16 protein-coding genes and 1 other RNA gene are annotated in these 19,071 nt (G+C 46.6%); 1 reads left to right on the forward strand and 16 read right to left on the reverse strand.

Translation table 11 applies throughout. The annotated features are described in order from the left end of the window. Nucleotides 1–57 precede the first annotated feature (57 nt). Nucleotides 58–1,290 carry an ATP-grasp domain-containing protein gene (locus ABGU93_RS14730; protein ID WP_347414159.1) on the reverse strand — a complete coding sequence of 411 codons (1,233 nt, stop codon included), beginning with the start codon at nt 1,288–1,290 and terminating at the stop codon, nt 58–60. Nucleotides 1,291–1,292: 2 nt separating this feature from the next. Then, nucleotides 1,293–2,063: a glycosyltransferase family 2 protein gene (locus tag ABGU93_RS14735; protein ID WP_347414160.1), complete on the reverse strand. Its 771-nt coding sequence runs from the start codon at nt 2,061–2,063 to the stop codon at nt 1,293–1,295. A 90-nt stretch (nt 2,064–2,153) separates the two neighbouring features. Here ABGU93_RS14735 and ABGU93_RS14740 point away from each other — a divergent pair, with 90 nt between their 5' ends. Continuing rightward, a complete protein-coding gene (locus ABGU93_RS14740; protein ID WP_070371507.1) occupies nt 2,154–2,366 on the forward strand; it encodes a sulfurtransferase TusA family protein in 213 nt (70 codons plus the stop codon). A gap of 46 nt (nt 2,367–2,412) precedes the next feature. Here the strand turns inward: ABGU93_RS14740 and ABGU93_RS14745 are convergent, their stop codons facing one another. The 14 genes from ABGU93_RS14745 to ABGU93_RS14810 form a co-directional block, all read right to left on the reverse strand. Further along, nucleotides 2,413–3,306, reverse strand: coding sequence for a LysR family transcriptional regulator (locus tag ABGU93_RS14745; RefSeq protein ID WP_070371508.1), 894 nt, complete (start codon nt 3,304–3,306; stop codon nt 2,413–2,415). A gap of 110 nt (nt 3,307–3,416) precedes the next feature. After that, the gene (locus tag ABGU93_RS14750) at nt 3,417–3,986 is read right to left on the reverse strand and encodes a YeeE/YedE thiosulfate transporter family protein (RefSeq protein WP_347414382.1); all 570 of its coding nucleotides are present in this window, start codon (nt 3,984–3,986) and stop codon (nt 3,417–3,419) included. 49 nt (nt 3,987–4,035) lie between these two features. Beyond that, nucleotides 4,036–4,740 (reverse strand): YeeE/YedE thiosulfate transporter family protein, encoded by a 705-nt coding sequence (locus ABGU93_RS14755; protein ID WP_347414161.1) that lies wholly within the window; start codon nt 4,738–4,740, stop codon nt 4,036–4,038. 171 nt (nt 4,741–4,911) lie between these two features. Next, nucleotides 4,912–5,901 carry a guanosine polyphosphate pyrophosphohydrolase gene (locus ABGU93_RS14760; protein ID WP_347414162.1) on the reverse strand — a complete coding sequence of 330 codons (990 nt, stop codon included), beginning with the start codon at nt 5,899–5,901 and terminating at the stop codon, nt 4,912–4,914. A 289-nt stretch (nt 5,902–6,190) separates the two neighbouring features. Beyond that, the gene (locus ABGU93_RS14765) at nt 6,191–7,132 is read right to left on the reverse strand and encodes a methyltransferase domain-containing protein (RefSeq protein WP_347414163.1); all 942 of its coding nucleotides are present in this window, start codon (nt 7,130–7,132) and stop codon (nt 6,191–6,193) included. A gap of 236 nt (nt 7,133–7,368) precedes the next feature. Beyond that, nucleotides 7,369–7,767, reverse strand: a transfer-messenger RNA (tmRNA) gene (ssrA, locus tag ABGU93_RS14770). A 10-nt stretch (nt 7,768–7,777) separates the two neighbouring features. Next, a complete protein-coding gene (smpB, locus tag ABGU93_RS14775) occupies nt 7,778–8,236 on the reverse strand; it encodes an SsrA-binding protein SmpB (RefSeq protein WP_347414164.1) in 459 nt (152 codons plus the stop codon). 53 nt (nt 8,237–8,289) lie between these two features. Further along, nucleotides 8,290–10,464 (reverse strand): ribonuclease R, encoded by a 2,175-nt coding sequence (gene rnr, locus ABGU93_RS14780; RefSeq protein ID WP_347414165.1) that lies wholly within the window; start codon nt 10,462–10,464, stop codon nt 8,290–8,292. An 11-nt stretch (nt 10,465–10,475) separates the two neighbouring features. Then, complete coding sequence (mutS, locus tag ABGU93_RS14785; RefSeq protein ID WP_347414166.1) at nt 10,476–13,124, reverse strand: DNA mismatch repair protein MutS; 2,649 nt, start codon at nt 13,122–13,124, stop codon at nt 10,476–10,478. Then, entirely contained in the window at nt 13,078–14,496 is a 1,419-nt protein-coding gene (gene miaB / locus ABGU93_RS14790) for a tRNA (N6-isopentenyl adenosine(37)-C2)-methylthiotransferase MiaB (RefSeq protein ID WP_347414167.1), read from the reverse strand. Before miaB ends, mutS begins: the two co-directional genes overlap by 47 nt. A gap of 61 nt (nt 14,497–14,557) precedes the next feature. Continuing rightward, a complete protein-coding gene (locus tag ABGU93_RS14795; RefSeq protein WP_347414168.1) occupies nt 14,558–15,751 on the reverse strand; it encodes a cation diffusion facilitator family transporter in 1,194 nt (397 codons plus the stop codon). A gap of 214 nt (nt 15,752–15,965) precedes the next feature. Further along, nucleotides 15,966–17,459, reverse strand: a complete 1,494-nt coding sequence (locus tag ABGU93_RS14800) for an NAD(P)H-hydrate dehydratase (RefSeq protein ID WP_347414169.1) — start codon at nt 17,457–17,459, stop codon at nt 15,966–15,968. A gap of 136 nt (nt 17,460–17,595) precedes the next feature. Next, entirely contained in the window at nt 17,596–18,279 is a 684-nt protein-coding gene (locus tag ABGU93_RS14805; protein ID WP_347414170.1) for a peptidoglycan-binding protein, read from the reverse strand. After that, nucleotides 18,272–19,009 (reverse strand): YebC/PmpR family DNA-binding transcriptional regulator, encoded by a 738-nt coding sequence (locus ABGU93_RS14810; protein ID WP_347414171.1) that lies wholly within the window; start codon nt 19,007–19,009, stop codon nt 18,272–18,274. Before ABGU93_RS14810 ends, ABGU93_RS14805 begins: the two co-directional genes overlap by 8 nt. Nucleotides 19,010–19,071: the final 62 nt, after the last annotated feature.

Below are 19,071 nucleotides of genomic sequence, written 5' to 3' on the forward strand. Positions count from 1 at the left end.
TTCTTCTGCGTAATAATTCGTCAGTACTCCCCAAGCCATTTTTGCCAGTTGTGGCAATCAGTCAAGATAGGCCTTGGGCTGGATCACCAGATTCTGACCCTGTTCGTCGCTGATTTTTAAAGCGCCGAAGGCCTGATTAATGGCTTGATGCAAGGCGCGCGCCGAGGTTTCGGCAATCACCAGATAGCCGGCTCGGGCGGTGGCATTGGCAATGGTTTCCAGGGTCTCGCCGACGGCCACATTGTAACCGGCGGCAATCACCCCGGGCAGCTTGCTGAGGCGCTCCAGACTGGTCAGGCTGGCTATTTTGCCCGGTTTGGCAAAAAACAACTGCACCGATAAGTGCTCACTAAGACGCGCTGCTCGTGGCAACGGCGGAGTAGCCTCGATCCCCAGCGAAAAATTAATGACCCGATCGAGAATATCAAAGCCGGTCAGATACGGAATAAAGATATCCTCATGGGCGCCGCCGATCCGGCCGGCCACCTCATTGACAACAATCCCCTGGTCCCCCACCAGCAGCTGAATATAGAGTGGTCCGGCCTTAATCTGAAAGGCCCGGGTGATTTTGTCAACCAGCGTTTGGATCTCCGGCGACCGGTTGTGATGGCGGCTGGGATATTCATGAGCATAACAGATGCCAATATTACGTTCAAAGGAAAAGCTCTCGCGATCAGTAATGGTCAAAATCTCCGGCACTCCCTGATCAACCCAGGCGCTGACGGTAATTTCATCACTGGGATAATAGGACTCCAGTAGCACTTTGTCGGCCCGGGAAAATGACAGGGTTTCCGGCAGGCTGTTGATCACCTCCGCCGGGCTGTTGAGTTTAAAAACGCCTCGCTGCCCCTGACTGTCCAGCGGTTTGATGACCACCGGAAAGGGGATGTTTTCAAGCTCCGCGACCCCGGCCGCGGTGGTCAGAAAACGATAGGGCACGGTGGGAATCTGGTTGTCGTTCATAATCGCTTTCATGACTTCTTTATTGGTCACGGCCCGGGCCGTTGGCACATCCAGAAAGGCCGGCAGCTGTAAGGCCTCGGCCACCCGGGCGACAGTATAAACCGGTTGGTCGGTGCCCATGGTCATGACCCCGTCAACCCGGTACTTTTTTGCGATCTCAATGTTTTTTTCAACATCAAAGGTGCTGACCACCTCATTAAAGGCCGCATATTTCCGGCCCGGCGGATTTTTATAATAATCCACCAGGACCACCTCGTGTCCCTGTTCAGCCGCCCGGCGAATGGCCCCCAGCTGATTGTTTCCGCCGCCTAAAATTTGCAGTCGCATGCTTATTTCCGTCCTTTATTTATGATTTTGTCCGTTTCTGTATTCGTGGTATGGTGTCCGCGGTTGATGCCGTAGTAATAAAACAACCGCAAAAACAGCAGACTCAGTTTCTTAACCGTATAGTTGGATTTGCCATAGCGCCGGGGCTGATAAGCCACCTTGACATTGCCAATGTTCTTGGTAAGGCGCAGGGTGATGGCCGTGATATAAACAAAGGGGGTCTGGTCTTCAACGATCTGATCAACGATTTTTCGGTTGAGCACCCGAAAGCTGCCAACCCGGATGCTTTTCGGTTTTTTCAGAATCAGGGTAAAAAAAAGATCCACCAGTTTGGATCCCGATTGCCGGTAAAACGGATAGCCGGACCGGTCGGGAATGCCGTAAACCACGTCAAAGCCGCTTTTAATCTGATCCAGCAACAGCGGAATATCTTCCGGCTGTTGTTCCAGATCGTCGTCGATGGTCACGACCCAGCGTCCCCGGGAGCGACCCAGCCCGGTCTTAATGGCCGCCTGCTGGCCGGCATTGTGATCCCGGGCTATTAAAATAATCCGCTCATCCCGGGTTGCCAGCTCCCGGATCACAGCCCGGGAATCATCCACGGAGCAATCGTCAACCAGAATCAGCTCAAAGCTCAGCCGCTGTTCTGCCAGGGTGGCCGACAGCCGGCTGATTAATTCGCTGATCGATTGGGCACTGTTATAGACCGGGATGACAATACTGACTTCCGGTTCCCAGGCTGCTGCCTGATCCAATTTGACTTCGTTATCCATTTAAACTCCCTACCGGCCGATAAATAACCCTACCGAAAAATATTTTAATATGTTATACTAAAAACCAAAAAAAGATAAGGCGGCTGATCCATGATAACCATTGATTGTCTGGGGGATATGTGTCCCATTCCAGTCCTGAAAGCTCAAAAAGAATTTAAAAAACTGGCATCCGGCGACACCATCAAAATCATTACCGATCACAGCTGTGTTCTGGAGTCTGTATCGAGCAAGTTTAAAAAACATCAGATTAGCTCAGACGAAGTCATTGTCGGGGTCTGGGAAATCTTGATTACCAAATCCTGAGCCTGCTTTGCCATTAATCGCAGTTTGGGATGAATTTCAAGCGCTGTTAACACAAACTTTTTCGGGCAATATCCTTAAAGTATTTGATAAAATCGATGATCACATGGTTGTTTTCGGTTTCGTCATAAATCAGATACATCTCGTATTCAATGGTCAGATCAGTAATCTCGATGGCCTTGATCTGCTTGCGGTACAGCTCTTTTTTTATGGCAATATAGGGTAAAAAGCCGATCCCGAATTCGTTCATCACCGAGGCCTTGACAGATTCGATGGAATCACTTTTGTATAAAATATTCAGGGGCGTATCGCTGTTACCGGTTTGCTGCATTTTCTTTAGGATCACCCGAGTTAAATCCATGCTGTCATTGAGAATAATCAGCGGATAATCCGGCAGATCACTGAGACTGATGGTATCGGGGATGTCAAAGTCCGCCGGGGCCACCAGCACCAGCTTGTCAACCCCGATTTTAAAAGATGTCAGCCGCTCATTATGAGGTTTGCCGTAAATCACCCCGAGATCGCAGATATTGTTAATAATATTTTCTTCAATGGTCAGCGCTTTGTTGGACCGGATTTCGTAATTATTCTGGGGAAACCGTTTCTTGACCTTATACATCACACAGGGTAACGAGTAATTCGCGATGGTCCAGAAAGCTTCAATTTTGATGTCTTTTAAAACCTGATCGCTTTCTTCCAGTTTGGCCCGCATCATCTTAACGGTGCGCACGATGTTACCCGCATACTGATAAACAATTTTTCCTTTTTCGGTCAATTCTACCCCTTTATTACTGCGGATCAGCAAGGTGCTGTCAAAATCTTTTTCCAGCTTGGAAATCTGCTGACTTAACGCCGATTGGGAGAGATGGTTTTCAATGGCCACCTTTGATATGCTTTTCGCTTTTGCCACCTGATAAAAATTTTCAAGATATTCAATATGCAAGTATCATCACTTCCTCATTTTTTTAATTCTTTGTGATCATTTTATCACAGTTTATCTTTCTGATCATCAGCAATTTAATAATTCCGCCGGATTTGTGCGGCGCAAGGCGGTTAAATCAGAAACCGGATCAGCAATTTTCCGCCGATAAACGCCCCGATAAACAAAAAAAGACCGAACACCCAACCGGACAAGGACATCGAACCGATCCCACTGAAAAAGGCGCCGATATTGCAGCCCGCTGCGATGCTGGAACCATACCCCATCAAGAGTCCCCCCAGCAATGCGGTCAGGGCCTGCTGTCCCGATTTGATTTTCTTTAGTCTGAACTGGGATGCCAGCAACGCTGATAATAACGCCCCCAAAATGATCCCCAGATTACGCAGCGTGACCAGGTTTTCCTCAAACCATAAGGTCTCACGGGCGCCTAACAATTGGGTAACCATTGCCAGCTGCGCGGGCGTCCCAAAACCCAGAACGCCTTGCAGCCGGATAGCCCAGTAAGAAAAGGCACTGGTAATCCCCAGTGGCTCCTGGGTGACAACCAGGGTAATGACCTGAAGGACCGATAATAACACCGCCCCGGTCACATAGGACCATGACGGCTTAAACCATTTTCTGAAATTTTTCTGATCTTCCCTATCCATCGCTTTTCCCCGCTTTATTTGCTCATATTTTAGAATAAATCATTGCTGCCGCATAGGCAAACCGCTTTGAATAAAAAAGTCGCCTTTACAGTTCCTGTTTTTCCTCCCATTTGATCGCCAGTCCGTACAATAGCGCGATGACCAGCAGCTGGATAATCAGGGCCCCTGCCCAACCGAACAAATCAGGCAAAAACACCCCTTCTTTGATCCACATCCAATGATTGTTCCACCACTGCAGATGATTATTGCCCAGCATGGTGCCCAGAAAAAAGCCGACCAGGGTGATCAGATGCATCTCGAAACCTTCACCGATCCGCATCAGCATCCCCGAGGCACACCCCCCGGCGATCACCATCCCAATGCCAAAAATGATCCCACCAACCACGGTATTCATGCCGATGGAAGCAATATAGCTTTGTCCCGGGATGGTCTGGCTGGTGAGGTGATAAAAATATTTAACCGCCGTAAAACCGATGGTTGTCAAGGCCAGTGCCACCAGCACCCCACGGGTCACGGCGGTGCTGCCAGTTAAGGCGGGATCCCGGAACGCCGCGACAAAACAGAAGCGGGAGCGCTGTAAGATATAGCCAAAGCCAAGGCCGCTAAGCCAGAAAAAGGCAATAATCGGGGCGTACTGAAATAAAAAAATACCAATCATCAACAACATCACAAACAGGACTAAACCAGCTGAAAACTGTTTGGCGAAACTATCTTTTTTTTGATCGCTTAAATTCATCACAGCACCCCCGTCATTATAATTTTTTCGGCTGAAAATCTGTACGTTATTCACTCTAATATCAAATAATAAAAAACGATCGGTACCGATTTTTGAGTCTTCTTCAGTTAAAATGTTATCATTATCTTACACTGAATCAGAAGTTTTTGCAATGGTTTACCGACACCAGCTTAGCTAATACTGTTGCTATCATTAGTTACTTTTGTTAAGATACTTCACAAATAATTAATCAATCAGGTCATACTGAAATCTGGACAGATGTTCATAGGGAAGAATCAGTCTGCCGCGGTAGAGGCCGCAACCATCATTGATCAGGGAATTATCCATGGCTGAAAACATATTGACATCCAATTTTGATAATTCCAGCTGCTGCAAGGTGATCCCTCTTTCATAGGCATCATCAAAATAAATATTCTCTCCTTTGGGAATTGCATCCCGTCGGGCTCTTTCACTTTCCTGTCGTTTTTCGTAACCTAAATGATTAGCCGGTCCAATCTCAGCAAAATCGTCCATTTCTTTGGTCCGCAGTTGTACTTCCACGTAACAACGGGCAATATTATCATAAAAAGTAATATGCAGTGAACGATAGCCACTGGACTCCGTGTTGGCAATATAATCGCGATAGTACGGGCTGACGCGCTCATTTAACAAGGGGGCTCTTTTCTGACCCTTTAACGTCGACAGTTCCGCGGTAAATCCCCGTTCCTCCAGGAAGGCAGGCAACTGGTTGGCAACATCATAGAGATATTTTATTTCTTCGTCGACGCAAGTCTGCCCTTCTTTCAGATGACATTTAGGCAACGAAATCACGATCCGATAGGCAATCAGGTCCCGAAAACAATTTAACGCATTTTTGAGTTCAGGAAGCGACGGGTAACTGCCGTGTTCGCGATAATAATTGTAAATGTATTCGACAATGTATCCATTGAATTTTGCTTCGGCCCGGATCAGCGATTTAATTCGTCCCTTAAAAGTAAAAGCCAGAAAAGGATAGTCATTGGCCATCAGTGCATAGAATTCGCGAATCCGCTGGGACTGCGAAGTCAGGAAATCATTATGCTGCAAAAGTTCCGCAATTTGAAGCAGAAAATTACAATGCAACAGCTCAATCTGGTTATCCGTTTCTTTCGCCGACTGTTTCAGATCCTCAGAATAGCGCTGTAAAATCTTCAGAACGGTATCGCCGGAGTATAGGTAATCATTTAGTTTTTTCAAGATTGATCTTCCTTTCCTACTTGTAAATTTGAGCTCGTATCTCTTTTGGTTCTTATTTGGTGGAGGCGATCCGTACCGGTTTAAGGTGACAATTAATATAAGGGGTTATCAGCATGTGAAAAGTGAATGATTGAAAGAATATTGCAACTTAACAATGTCTATTTTACTGCAACCATTAAAAGGCATCACTTTCTATGCAGTATTACATTTAATAGTTAGATGTTTCTCCCTTTTTTCTGGATAAACGTTATTGCTGTCTTTTCTTCCTTATTCAAGCTCGATCGATGGATCACTCTTCGCATACCCAGATATAACGCAAAAAATCGCCATTTTTATTTTTCCCAATTTTACAATGATCGATGATTTTGAGATTTTCCTGTACGAGTTCATCGCTTATATCTTCTGATGAAGCCAAGACAATTTTTTTTGAAATTCTTATCGCATTCCTAATGATTTTTAATTGATTTTCATCATTTTTAAGGCTGAAATTACCGTATGGTAGATCTACAATGGCAGCATCAAAACTGTCATCGATATCCTGAATATCTCCTGTAATAACCGTTGCTTCATAGTTAAAATGTCGCAAGTTTTTTCGTGCGTTTTCCGCCGTTTTACTATTTATTTCACACCCGATAATATCATATCCGGCCCAAATACCTTCTAATAATACCGTCCCGACACCACAACATGGATCGATTAATCGTTTTGATGTATCGCCATTCCCGGCAATATTTATCAGAACTTTTGCAGTACTTAGACCGATCGAACTCGAATACGAATGCGGTTTCTGATTGTGCTTTTTCCAATAAGGACTTCGCTCTGTTAATTTTCCAAAGTACCAGTTCCCCTGATAAAAAGTAATTCCAAATATAATTTTAGGTGCAGTATAACAAACAAGCCCCTCAATAACAAGACCGATTGCTTTGCAATACTCTCGCCGTTTCGTAAAGTGCGGGTCATCTATTCCCAATTCCATATATTTAACCATGAAATCTGATGCTGCTATCTTATCTTTCTTTATCAACTCGATAAGTTCTAAAAACGTGGAAGCCTTGTATATAATTTCTAACCGGCTTTTTAAAAATGGACTTATGGAAGGATGAACTTTTCTACTTGCAAAAAAAACTTTTTCTTTCAAATCAAACTTAAAAAGAGAGCGCACCTCAATTTCGCAACTCTCTTTTTCATAACTGGGATAATTCAACTTATAAATAAACCGTTCTGTTTTCATTTGCATCACCTCATGGTTTATTTGATGTTTCCGGTTCCGTGTTTTGACCACACTTCCGCCTCAGGCATCGGACGAATCTAGAATGGGGGGGTGGACCTTTTCTTAGACTTATGCCAGCAATCTAATATGCAACTCCAATGTTAAATCATTTCTGACACATTCTTCATTTTTCCTTGTAAATAAAAAAGCTCTGAACACCTTTTAAGCAGATTGTTTCAGAGCTTTATATTCATATTTGGTGGAGGCGAGGGGAGTCGAACCCCTGTCCGAAAATCCATTCACAGGAGCTTCTCCGAGTGCAGTCATTGTTTATTTTCTCATTCCCCTCTTTCTCCAATGACATAGAAAAAGAGGAACCAGCCTCTTGATCGTTAATGGTGCGAGGCACTACCAAAAACGGTTCCCTGCTTCAATGAACGCCGAAACCCAAAACCACAGGTTGAAATGGGAGGCGTGCAGCATTAATTATGCTGCGAAGTCTTAGTATTAAACTTTAGAGCGTATTACGCTGCTAAAGCTAACCCGTAACTTTTTTCTGTTTTTGCGTTTATATTTATGCGCCACTTTTTACGATGATCAGCAACATCGACTCGCTACTCAAGCTTCAAAACCCCCGTCGAAACCAGTACGCCCCCAAATAATTAACTAGCCACTATGCCGCATACTTTTTTGAATCCGTCGGTCGGAATCCCGCTCGGCGATGGCGTGCCGCTTGTCATAAAGCTTCTTGCCTTTGGCCAGAGCCAGTTCCATTTTACATCGGCCATCCTTAAAGTAAAGGGTCAGTGGTACCAGAGTGTAGCCTTCCCGCTGCTTCAGTCCGATCAGTTTGGTGATCTGCTGCTTATGCATCAGGAGCTTACGGATGCGCAAAGGGTCTTTATTGTAAATATTCCCCTGCTCATAAGGATCAATATGCATCTGATAAACGAAAATCTCACCGTTGTGAATATCGGCAAAACTTTCCTTCAGGCTGACTTTTCCGGCCCGGATCGATTTAACTTCCGTCCCCGATAAAACCAGACCCACCTCATAGGTATCTTCAATGGCAAAATCATGACGTGCTTTTCGGTTTTTAGCCACAATTTTAATATTTTCTCCCATGCGCAACTCCTCTGTTTCTTCTCTAGCACCACATTATAACACGGATTTCTTAATTAATCCATAGGTACAAAATCAATTTGTTTGGCACTTATATCGGCCTTTGCCACTTTTATTCTGATTTCCTGGCCCAGTCTGAATATTTTGCCCCGGTGTTCGCCGATATGCTGATGCAGTTCGGGATCATAGTTATAGAAATCATCCTTTAAATCCTGAAGCCGTACCAGACCTTCGATGGTATTTTCCAGTTCTACGAAAAAGCCGAAGGAGGTAACGCCGCTGATCCGGCCGGTAAATTCTTCCCCTAGATGGCGGGTCATATACTCGGTCATCTTCAGTTTGGTAATTTCCCGTTCGATGTTCTCCGCCTGACGTTCTGTTTCGGAGGCATGAGAAGCCACCGATTCGATGTTCGCCTCCAGATAATCCATGGCCCGCTTGTTTATTTTTCCAAAAATGGCTTTAGCCAGATAGCGATGGACAAACAGATCCGGATAGCGTCGGATGGGCGAGGTAAAGTGGGTATAAAAGCTGGCGCCCAGAGCATAGTGACCAAGATTATGGCCTTCATAAACCGCTTGCTGCATGGTCCGGAGCATCAGCAGAGTAATCACCCGTTCTTCATTTTTGCCATGGATGTCTTTAACCAGCTGTTGAAAATCTTCTCCGGTGGGGATCTGATCATCATTTTTCCCCAGCTTAAAGCCGTAGCGATTGATAAAGGTGCGGAAAGCACTCAGTTTTTCGGGATGCGGCTCGGGATGGTTCCGGAAAATAAAGGGCGCGTCCAGTTTGGAAACATGTTCGGCAATGGTTTCATTGCAGACCAGCATAAATTCTTCGATGATCTTATGCGAGACCAAGCGTTCTTCGATAGTGATCTGATCGGGAAAACCGGTTTTATCCAGGGTAATCTTCGCTTCGGGAAAATCAAAGTTAATCGCCCCGCGATTCAGGCGTCGTTTGACCCGCAGAATCTCATGCAATTCATTCATCATGTTCAGCTCTTTTTTAAAAGGTTGAAGCCGATTGGGGTGGCTGCCATCGCCTTCTAACAGATCGGCCACGAGACCATAGGTCATCCGGGACTTTGAACAGATAACTGATTTAAAAATGCTGTAGTCCACTACTTTGCCATTGCCATCGATTTCCATCTCACAACTAAAGGTTAAGCGGTCTTTGTCCGGGACCAGACTGCAGACATCATTAGAAAGATTAAAGGGCAGCATCGGCACGACCCGATCAATCACATAGACACTGGTTCCCCGTTCCAGAGCCGACTGATCAATGGCGTCGCCTTGTTTCACATAATGACTGACATCAGCAATATGAACGCCCAGGACAAAGTGACCGTTGTCCTTTTTACGAATCGACACGGCATCGTCATAATCTTTGGCGTCATCGCCATCAATCGTGAAAATAATTTCATCCCGCAGATCCCGGCGTTTTTCCAGTTCAATATCGGTTACTTTAGCGGTTAATCGCTCGGCCTGTTTTTCAACTTCGGCTGAAAATTCCATCGGGATATCGTATTCTTTTAAAACTGAGAGGATATCAATCCCGGCTTCATGTTGATTCCCCAGTATTTCGATGATTTCGCCTTCCGGATTTTTTCCCCGATCTGACCAGCTGCGGATTTCAGTGACAACCTTATCGCCGGTTTTCGCCATATTGCCCCGCCGTTCGGGAATAAAAATATCTTTGCAGAGTCGATCATTATCGGGGATGACAAAGCCAAAGCCCTTGCCTTTTTCGTAGCGGCCGATAATTTTTTTGTGGCCCCGTTCGATGATTTCAACCACCTCACCCTCCGGTCGCTTTTCCCCCGGTTCGGAGATAATCCGGACGCTGACCTTATCCATGTCCAGGGCACCATAGAGATTTTTCTCGTGGATGTAGATATCTTCAGAAAAGATGCTGTAATCAGGAATGACAAAGCCAAAACCGCGTTGGTTGCCTCGTAATACCCCTTCTACTTTAGGTGAATCGTTGTTGCTGCTACTGCGCCGCCGCTCGTCATTACTTGGTCTGTTGCGATCTTTGGCCGGCCTGGTTGGTTCTTTGCCTTCTTTGGTTTTGATATTAAGTTCTTTAAGCACATGGTTTAGCATCTGCCGGTCTTTCTTTTTTGAAAGATCCATAAAAGCTGCCAATTGATCAAAGGTCATTTGCTGGTATAGTCTTTCCTTCATCAATCGTTTGACGATTTGTTTGCATTCTTTGGTTTTCATAGATTCCCCTATCACCTTAGTTTTTTTCGTAATTGATCAATGACATTCATCACTTCAATGGGACTCATTTCATCAATGTTTAATTCTCGGATGGTTCCTAATGCTGATTCTTCCTCAGCGGTCATGCCTTTTGCCACATCAAAGAAATTTAATTGATTGCCTTTGCCCCCGTATAAAACCGTCGGTTCTGCCACCAGCAGCTCCTGCCGGTAAGTATCCTCGCCGGATTCCAGATGGCCGAGTATTTCCTGGGCCCGCCGGGTCACACCCGCCGGAAAACCGGCCAACTTGGCCACCTCGATGCCGTAGCTCTGGTCAGCTGGGCCGGGAATGATTTTTCGCAGAAAGATCACCCCGTCGGGGGTGTCTTTGAGCCGGATACTGAAATTTTTAATCCCCGGTTTCAGGGTCTCCAGTTCGGTCAGCTCATGGTAATGGGTGGCAAACAGGGTTTTTGCCCCGATACTGTCTTCGTTATGGAGATATTCCACCACCGCCCAGGCAATGCTGATGCCGTCAAAGGTCGAGGTCCCCCGGCCGATTTCATCCAGAATCACCAGACTGCGACTGGTGGCATTTTTTAGAATATTGGCGACCTCGGTCATTTCCACCATAAAGGTGCTCTGACCGCTGGCCAGATCGTCACTGGCCCCGACCCGGGTGAAAATCCGATCGACCACGCCGATGGCCGCGGCATCGGCCGGGACAAAGGAGCCAATCTGGGCCATCAGGGTAATGATTGCCACCTGACGGATAAAGGTGGACTTCCCGGCCATATTGGGCCCGGTGATGATCAGCATCCGCTGGTCATCCTGATTGAGCAGACAATCGTTGCCGATAAAATGGTTGGTGCCAATCATATCCTCCACCACCGGATGCCGGCCGTTTTGAATCAGTAGCGTATTATCCTCAGTAATTTCCGGGCAAACGTAGCGATTCTGCTGGGCCACGGTGGCCAGCGCATAGATGGCGTCCAGCTCGGCCACTTCCCGGGCTTTCTGTTGAATGCGCGGGATCTCGGTCAGCAAACCGTCGCGGATTTCCTGAAACACCTGAGTTTCACAACGGAGCAAGCCTTCCTGGGCACCGAGAATCTTGTTTTCCATTTCTTTCAGCTCCGGGGTAAAATAGCGTTCAGCGTTTGCCAGGGTCTGTTTGCGGATATAGTCTTCCGGCACCTGATCAAAATTACTCTTGGTTACCTCTATAAAATACCCAAAAATGCGATTATATTTCACCTTCAGATTTTTAATTCCGGTGCGTTCGCGTTCCCGGCATTCCAGATCGCGGATCCAGTCCTGACCCTTTTCGGCCGCTTCCCGGAATTCGTCAATTTCCTGATGAAAGCCGGTTTTGATCACATGGCCGTCTTTTAAAACAATCGGCGCCTGCTCATCGATGGACTTGTCAATCTGCTCCCAGACATCGGTGAGTAATTCATCCGCATCATACAGACTGCGCAGTTTTTCCGAACCCAGCAGCGCCACAAAATCCTGGATCAGCGGCAGCGCTCCTAGCGATTGTTTCAGCGCCAGTAAATCCCGGGGATTGATGGTTCCAAAGGCCAGTTTACCACAGAGCCGTTCCAGATCATAAACCTTGGTCATAATCGATTTAAACGCCGGCAAATGGGCAGCATTATGGTAAAAAGCCGAGACACCGCCCTGTCGTTCGAGAATCGCATCACGATTTAACAGCGGTGCCTCCACCCAACGACGCAGGGTTCGTCCGCCCATAGCGGTGATGGTTTTGTCCAGCACGCCCAGCAGGCTGCCCTTTTTTTCCAGGGTTCTGAGGGTCTGGGTCAGTTCCAGATTGCGCCGGGTCGATAAATCCAGCACCATATAATCCTTACTGTTATAATAGCGGATCGTCTTAATATGGGTCAGGGCCCGCTTCTGGGTTTCATCCAGATAAAGCAGCAGTGCCCCGGCGGCGGCGATGGCATGATCCCGACGCTCCAGATCCAGGGCGCCCAGGGCAAAAACCTGAAACTGATCGGTGATCCGCTTGCTTCCGTTTTTAACCGAAAAGTACTTCTCCGGATAAAGACTGGCCAGAATTCCAAAACTGTTTTCAATCAGCGCCAAGGCCTGGCTATCTTTAAATAAAGCCGGATTCAGAATCACCTCGGCCGGCAGTAACCGCCCGATCTCATCGGACAGCTGGGACAGCCATTGTTCCCGGGTCTTGGCCGCGATCTGGGTGACATAAAAATCCCCGGTGGAGACGTCCAGACTGGCCAGGCCCAGGGTATTGTTTTCCAGAAACAGCGCCATCAGGTAATTGTTTTTCTTGGATTCCAGCAATTTGCCTTCAGAAATGGTGCCTGGCGAAATGACCCGGATAATTTCCCGGCGGACAATCCCTTTGGCTTCTTTAGGGTCTTCCATCTGCTCGCAGATGGCGACCTTGTAGCCTTTTTCAACCAGACGGGTGATATAATTCTGGGCGGCATGATGGGGTACCCCACACATTGGGGCCCGTTCTTCCAGCCCGCAATCGCGGCCGGTCAGGGCAATTTCCAGCTCCCGGGAGGCCGTCAGGGCATCATCAAAGAACATTTCATAAAAGTCGCCCATACGAAAGAAAAGGAGGGCATCGGGAACCTCCTCATGAATTTGCAGGTATTGGGTCATCATGGGTGTCAGCTGCGCCATGGGTGTCCTCCTGTTCGATTTTTTCGCCATCCAGACTAAAGGTTTTGGCGGCGGTGATTTTGACCATCACCTGAGTGCCGATATCTGTTGACGTGCCGGGAAAATTGACCAGCTTGCTGGTCCGGGTTCGACCGGTCATCCGCTCGGGGTTATTGCGGCTGGGTTCTTCAACCAGCACTTCCACCACTTGATCGAGATAGGTCTGATTGATATCGTGACTGATCTGATGCAGCACTTCCAGGCAACGGTTAATCCGGTCATGTTTGACCTCATCGGTAATCTGGTCAGCCATGGTGGCGGCTGGAGTGCCGGTGCGGATCGAATATAAAAAGGTAAAGGCTGAATCAAACTGACACAGTTCAATGACTTTGAGGGTTTCTAAAAAATCCGCTTCGGTTTCGCCGGGAAAGCCGACAATCAGATCGGTGGTGATAGCGACACCGGGGATTTTTTCCCGGACGGCCCTGACCCGATCAAGAATATCTTCCTGGGTGTATTTGCGGTTCATCGCTTTTAAAACCCGGGTGCTGCCGGATTGGATCGGCAGATGAATATAGTTGCAGACCTTGTCGCAGGCAGCAATGGCATCGATGACCGCATCGGTGAAATCTTTGGGATGGGAGGTCATAAAGCGGATCCGCTTGAGGTTTTCAATGGTATTGAGTTGGCGCAGCAGACTGGCAAAATTAACCGTTTCGTCGAGATCATTGCCGTAGGAATTGACATTTTGGCCTAACAGCGTCACCTCCACGCAACCATCGGCGACCAGCGCTTTAACCTCGGCAACAATCTTATCAGGCTGACGGCTGACTTCCCGGCCCCGGGTGTAGGGCACAATACAGTAGGTGCAAAAATTGTTGCAGCCATTCATGATCGTCACAAAGCCCTTGAAGGGATATTTCCGGTCTACTGGCAGATCTTCGACAATGGTGTCTGAATCATCCCAGACTTCTACCAGCCGTTTGCCGTTGACCATGTAGTTATTGAGCAGCTCCGGAAACTGGTGGAGATTATGGGTCCCAAAAACCAGATCCACCTGGGGATATTTGCTGACAATCTGATTGACGATTTCCGGCTGCTGCATCATACAGCCGCAGACGGCCAGAATTAAATCGGGATTGGTTTTCTTGACGGTTTTATAGGCACCGATATTGCCAAAGACCCGTTCATCGGCGTTTTCCCGGACCGAGCAGGTGTTAAGAATAACCAGGCCGGCTTTGTTAACATCCATTTCTTCGACATAGCCCAGGGCTTTTAACATCCCCGATATTTTTTCCGAGTCGTTTTCGTTCATCTGGCATCCGAAGGTGAAAATCCGAAAGCTTCGGGATGCGTTGTTGATAATTCGTTTTGCAGGTTTTTTCTTGCTCATGCTATTTTGTTTCTCCTAAGATCTGACTAAATTATTAAATATTGTGTCTCTATACACGTTATTAAACACAAAACTCATCCTCATTGGGGACATAGTGATTGTAATCCACGGTTATCACGGCGTGGTAGGCCGGATTTATTTTGTAAATTTCATTGGCGATCATAATGCTCAGTTCCTCATCACTCCACTCCACATCAAAGGGCACCACCACATCAAAAATCAGATTGGAGTGGTTATAACCCCACACCACCCGAAAATCGTGGATATGAATGTCCGGTGAAAGCTTGGCAATGGTCTGTTCCACCTGTTCTTTTAGATCATTGGTTTTTTCGTCATTGGTGATAACCGGATCCAGATGAATAATCAGATGGATGTTCATGTCTTTCAGGAAGTCCCGCTCAATTTTGTCAATCACGCTGTGACTGATTAATACGTCCAGCTCTGCTGGTACCTCGCAATGCACTGAAGCATAAATCTTACTTTCGCCGTAATTATGGATCATCAGGTCATGCAGCCCGATGATGTGCTCATAACCGAGAATTTTTTTATAGATCTGATCGACCAGTTCATTAGACGGCGCTGTTCCCAATAGAGGACTGATGGTTTCCCGCACCAGATTGATGCCGCTGATGATGATAAAGACGGCCACCACCACCCCCATATAGCCATCCAGATCAAAACCGGTCAAATAGGTGACAATCGTGGCTACCAGTACCGCCGAAGTCGCCATGATATCATTGCGACTGTCAATGGCAGTGGCCAGCAGGGTCAGTGAATTAATGGTTTTCCCGATTTTTCGATAAAACAAACATTGCCACAACTTGATTAAAATCGCCACGACCAAAACCACCACACTAATCATGCTGAACTGGGGCATTTCCGGATGCAGAATCTTATCAAAGGAACTCTGAATCAATTGCAGCCCCAGAAACAGGATAATAAACGAAACCACCAGGCCGGAAATGTATTCCATCCGCTGGTGTCCAAAGGGATGGTCGGCATCCGCCGGTTTTCCGGACAGTTTAAAGCCCAGCAAGGTTACCAGTGACGATCCGGAATCGGATAGATTGTTGACCGCATCGGCGGTGATCGATATGCTGTTAAACAGCAGGCCGACGGTTATTTTGATCACAAACAACAATAGATTTGAACCAATCCCCATGATGCTGGCCAATTTACCGTAGTTCTCCCGAACCCGGGAATTGCCGGTATTTTCATAATTTTGAATCAGTTTTTTTATTAAAATATTTGTCAAAGTCATTTCCTTTCTGGATTTTAAATGCGCTCATTAGATCCAGTCTCTGAGCCTGGCGATCAATAACGTCAATCCTCAATTAGATCTTGCCGGTCAAGCGGTCCCGTTAAATTTTACTGAAATAGTCTATCCGATTATTATACCCTAAAATCATCAAATCGCCAAACAAAGAGAAAAAAATCCCGGTTATTCCGGGATTTTCGTCGTTAAGCGCTTATTTTAAAACATACTTTAAGGATTCAATGATGCTGTGAGCGGTCAGGGTACTCTGGCCAAAGTTCGCGGCATAGTAGTCCCCGGCCTTGCCGTGATAAAATACTCCGGCCCGGGCGGCTTCAAATAAATCGACGTTTTGCCCGGCGATGCCGGCAATCATCCCGGCCAGCACGTCACCGCTGCCGCCGGTGGCCATGCCCGGATTTCCGGTAGAATTAAACCAGATTTCACCATTGGTTCCAAATACCATGGTTCGATAGCCTTTTAAAACCACCACCACCTGATATTCCATGGCGAATTTCTGACCATAGCTAATTGGGTCTTTTAAGATATCTTCCCGGGGCACATCGATGAGTTTGGAAAACTCGGCAAAATGCGGGGTGATCACTACCGGGGTTTTGGATTCTTTTAAAGAATCCACCACCACCGCCAGATGATGAATGCCATCGGCGTCAATCACCACCGGCAGGGTGCCTTCCAGTAAATGCTCCAGAATGAAGCTGTAATTCTTGGCCCGGCCAATGCCCGGGCCGATTAAGATCACTTTTTTGCGGTCATGTTTGATGTCATCCGAGGTGATGTTGCAGTCATAGGTTTTAATCAGGGATTCTGCCGGGGCCCGGGCTACCACCGGGATATAAATATCCTGAGGGACGTAACAGGTCACCAGACCGCCGCCGCTTTTTAAAGCCCCTTCAATCGACAAAATCCCGGCCCCGCTCATGCCCTTGGATCCCGCGATCACAACCACGGAGCCATAATCATATTTATGGGTATTCTTTTTTCGTTTTTGCGGAAATTTCAGATCGCTTTCCTGGGTGTAGTATTTTTCATTGGGAATGCTGTTTTCATCAACGCCGATATCAATCAGGACGGTAGCGCCGGTGTAATCCGGACCGTCGTTTAACAGACAGCCGGTTTTGTAATTCTGAATGACGATGGTCTTGTCGGCAAAAATTGCATTGCCGATATTAAGGCCGATATCGCCCCGCAAACCAGAGGGGATATCAATGGCAATTTTCTCATTTTCGAAATCATTGACCAGGTCAAAGATCCGATTATAAATTTGCGGTATTTCTTTGTCCACCAGACCGGTCCCGAAAATTGCGTCAACCACATGGGTGGCACGTTTCATAATCAGACTCAGATCCTCTAAATCAGCGTCGTTCTGCAGTGGCCGTATGGGGATGTTTTTTTCTTCCAGTCGTTTCAGACTGATCCGATTATCCTCCGACAGCTGAGTTGCATCTGCGGTTAAAAATAGATGGATGGTATAACCATCTTCGATTAATGATCGACCGATGACCAGGCCATCGCCGCCATTGTTGCCCGGTCCGCAGAGAATGATAATCTGGGCGTCGTCGTCAAGATCTTCCTTTATAATATCGGCACAAGCGTGGCCGGCTCGTTCCATCAGTTCAATGCTGGGTGTACCGGCAGCTACGGCTTGGCGATCCATAACAGCCATTTCTTTAGGTGTTACTACTTTCATTTCTTTCCTCTTTTCCCATGTATGAAAAAATCTTTTGATTATTTGCCATTATATCAAATAGAAACCTTTTGTAAACCATAAAAAAACTCGCCGCCATTTGGCGACGAGCATTTTATATTCATTTGTTTAAATGCACTTACCTTAATGCGTCCAGTGCTTTGATGGTTTTGGCGTCCATTTTCCCTGTTTCAGTCAGACCGTTGGCTTTTTGGAAAGCCTTGACCGCTGTTTCGGTGGCATCATCAAAGGTTCCGGTGGCTGATTCAGCGGCCAGATATTTTTGGGCCACTAAAATTTGCTGATAGGTTTGCAGCACTTTGCCACTGTCACCTTTTTCAAACTTAATATCTTCGGCGACCAGTGAAATAATGGTGGAACGATCCAGTTTTCCAGATTGATCCAGCCCCTTCATGGCCTGGTAGGTCTTAATGGCTGTCTGCACCTCTTCCGTTAATTTGTTAGAGGGCTGACTGATCAAAAATCCCAGCGAATATAAAATCTGCTGATATTCCAGGATCTCATCATTAGTATCACCCAGAGCATACTCGGTGATCACGATGGTGGTGCCATCTTCGGTTTCAATTTCCGTGGTCTTATCTTCGGTTTGCGCTTCATCCGTATTGATGGTCAGGTTCGCCGGTTCCATGCCAACAGCAATGGAATAAACATCAGAAATTCCTTTTTCTTCCATGGAAAGCTGATCAGCCGCCGAATAGACGTCTTCAATCACAAAAGATGAGGTTAAAAAAATCAGAAAAAGTGTAAAAACAATGTAAAGAATCACATCTTTAAATCGTTTGAAGGGGGTTTGCTTATTCATCATCCTCACCTGTCCAGTTATGCCAAACTGCCTGAACATCTTCGTTGTCATCAAACATGTCGATCATTTTCAACATTTTCTTGATTTCGGTGGCATCTGTCAGTTCAACTTCGGTGGACGGGATCATTGCGATTTCGGCTGAGGCCAGTTCGTACCCTTCTTTTTTCAGAGCTTCACAGACCTGGCCAAAATCTGCCGGCTCGGTGCTGATTTCGTAGCCTTCTTCGGCGGTTTCTACATCTTCTGCGCCGGCATCCAGGGCTAGCATCATCAGAGCTTCTTCATCAATGTCATCCGTTTTTTCGATCATAATCTGACCTTTTTTGGTAAACAGGAATCCCACGCAACCGCTGGTGCCCAGATTTCCGCCATTTTTATCTAAGGCATGACGAACATCTCCAGCCGTCCGGTTTTTATTATCGGTCAGGGTTTCAATAATCACTGCAACCCCACCTGGTCCGTATCCTTCATAGGTAATTTCTTCATAAACGCTGCCCTGTAACTCACCGGCACCTTTTTTAACAGCCCGATCGATGTTTTCATTGGGCATATTAGCAGCCTTCGCTTTGACAATGGCTTCTTTCAATTTTGCATTCATTTCCGGATCGCTGCCGCCCTCCCGGGATGCAACCGCAATATACTTTGCTAACTTGGTAAAAATTTGACCACGTTTCGCATCTGCTTTTCCTTTTTTGTGTTTAATAGTCGACCATTTTGAATGTCCAGACATCGACAACCTCCTTGATTTTTATATCATTTACAATTTGTTATTATAACATATTGTCCTTTTTT

Origin of the sequence: Acetobacterium sp., assembly GCF_039830195.1 — a bacterium.
Lineage (GTDB): Bacteria > Bacillota > Clostridia > Eubacteriales > Eubacteriaceae > Acetobacterium.